Source organism: Streptomyces sp. RP5T (assembly GCF_003933965.1).
Classification (GTDB): Bacteria; Actinomycetota; Actinomycetes; order Streptomycetales; family Streptomycetaceae; genus Streptomyces.
In genome coordinates, this window is sequence record NZ_RSAJ01000907.1 from 1 (window position 1) to 2,378 (window position 2,378).

General features: G+C 68.5%; 2 protein-coding genes. Both read right to left on the reverse strand.

Annotated elements, in window-relative coordinates; translation table 11 throughout:
• A partial coding sequence (locus EHS43_RS42775; RefSeq protein ID WP_148104278.1) for a glycoside hydrolase family 43 protein occupies positions 1 to 918 on the reverse strand: 918 nt, incomplete at its 3' end.
• An 18-nt stretch (positions 919 to 936) separates the two neighbouring features.
• Entirely contained in the window at positions 937 to 2,118 is a 1,182-nt protein-coding gene (locus EHS43_RS42780) for an alginate lyase family protein (protein ID WP_125195847.1), read from the reverse strand.
• Positions 2,119 to 2,378 lie beyond the last annotated feature (260 nt).

Genomic DNA, 2,378 nt, shown 5'->3' on the forward strand with positions numbered 1-2,378 from the left:
GGCGGGCACACTCACGGCGGGCACGCCTTGAGCGATCTGAGGCCAGCCGTCCGCGTTCCAGGTAATGGGTTGCAGTGCGGTCTCGCGGCCGAGGACGCATCGGCCGCGCTCGGAATAGGGGCGGGCAGTGATGTGGGCCGCATACCACTCCCCTGCCGCCGTCCGCACGAGGGAGCAGTGGCCGGCCTTCTGCAGTTCCAGAGAGGGATCGTGGCGCGAGGTCAGAAGTGGTCCCGCCGGATCGGGTTCGTAGGGACCGAAGAGGTCGCGGGAGCGGGCGACGGCCGCTCCGTGCTCGTAGCCGGTGCCGCCTTCTGCGTGTACGAGGTAGTACCAGCCGTCCTTCTTGTACAGGTGCGGTCCTTCGGCGACGCCCGCGGCGGTGCCGATGGTGATCGTCCGCGGTTGGCCCAGCAGGGTCTGCTTCGCGCGGTCGTACTCCTGGATCTCGATGCCGGCGAACATCTGCCGTTCCGGGCGCCAGTCGAACCGCATGTTCAGCAGCCAGCTGCGGCCGTCGTCGTCGTGGAAGAGGGAGACGTCGAAGCCCCGGCCGTGCAGTGGCACCGGGTCGGACCAGGGCCCCTCGATGGAGGGTGCGGTGGTGACGTGGTTGGGGAGGTCCTTCCAGCCCTCGGCGTAGGTGTCGACGACGGTGAAGACGAGGTGGAACAAGCCGTCGGCGTAGGACAGTCCGGGCGCCCAGATGCCTCCCGAGTCCGGGACGCCGGTCAGGTCGAGCAGCCGTCGGCTGTCCAGGATCCCGCCCAGCGCCCGCCAGTTGACCAGGTCCCGGGAGTGGTGGATGCGTACGCCCGGATACCACTCGAAGGTCGAGGTGGCGATGTAGAAGTCGTCGCCCACCCGCAGGATCACGGGGTCGGGTTCGAAGCCCCGCAGGACGGGATTGTGGATCACGCGATGTCCGATCGGAACTCAGAGGGAGAACAGGAGGGTGCCGAAGCCCGGCTGGTCACACTGGGTCGGTGCGCCTTCCGGCCTTAGGTTTGCCGCGACTTGGGCGGTGTACGGGGCGGTTTTCGCGGCACGCTTGACGTAGTGGTTGTACGCCATCTCATAGATGGGCTTGAACGCGCCGCGCCCGTCCGTGCCGATGGCCGGCCAGTGCCAGTCGCACCGGCCGAAGGAGGCGTCGTAGGCAACGCTGTTGCCAAGGTTGTACTTCGCTGTGTACTCGAAGCCGGACAGCAGCAGCGAGCTGGAGGCGCCGTACAGGTCGAGGCCCTGGATCCAGCCGGTCTGGCAGATCTCCGCGAGCGAGCCGAGGATCAGTTGGGCGTGGCCCTGGTCGCGGCCGGACTCGCAGCACTGGCCGGTGCCGGACTGGATCAGCTTGGTCAGCGCGCAGCAACTGTTGGTGTAGAAGGCGTTGTAGGCGTCGTTGAAGAGGGTGAGGTCGTTGCAGGCGACGGCGATCTGGAACATGCCCTTCAGTCCCATGAGTCCGTAGCCGCCGTCGCCGTAGATGTTGATGAGCGGGACGAAGATGTTCTTGAACATGGCGACCGTGGCGTCGAGCTCGGCCTGGGTCCAGCTGCCGGCTGGACCGGTGTAGTGCATGATCTCGACGGCGGCGGCCAGTTTGGCGCCGTAGATGCCGGCGGCGAGTTCGGCGTCCTTGCCGTTGATCACCTGGAGCGCGTTCGTCCAGGACTTGATGATCTCCAGGGCCTTGGTGGCGTGGGCAGTGTCCTGGGTGATGTACCACATGAGGGCGTTCTGGTAGGCGGCGTTGCAGTCGTACCAGAGTTCCGTGTTGCCGTTCTCGGGGGTGGTGCCGCGCGTGACGGTCGCTCGGCCGCCCGCGACCACGTAGGAGGAGGACGAGAAGAAGTCGGCGGCGAAGACCTGGTAGCCGTCGATCCACGGCGAGGTGCCCGCCGCGACCTTGCTGCGCATCCGGTCGAGGTCGGCGCGGCTGTGCAGCACGCCGGGGTGGCTCAGGGCAGTGAGGCCGGAGGTGACGGCGGCGGCACGGGAGGCGCCGGTCAGTGAGACGGCTCCGGTGAGGCTCGCCGTGCCGACGCCCGCGGCGGCGAGTCCCAGGAAGCGGCGGCGAGTCGGGGGGGTGTCTGGGGTGGTCTGCGGCTCATTCACGAACGGGTCCTCTCACTCGGCGTTGAGTGGTGGAGAAGGGGGCCGGGCCGGTGCGGTCCCCGGCACCGCACCGGCCCGGACGGGCTCAGCTCCGGTGGAGCACCAGGGTGCTGCGGGGGCCGAGCTTCGGCCGCTGGCCCGCACCGATGGTGCGCCCGGTCGCGAGGTCGCGGGCGGGGCCGAAGTCCTGGCGTGCGGGGAGGGTGACCGTCTTGTCGGTGCTGGTGTTCATGGCGATGAGGTAGTCGCCGTACCGACAC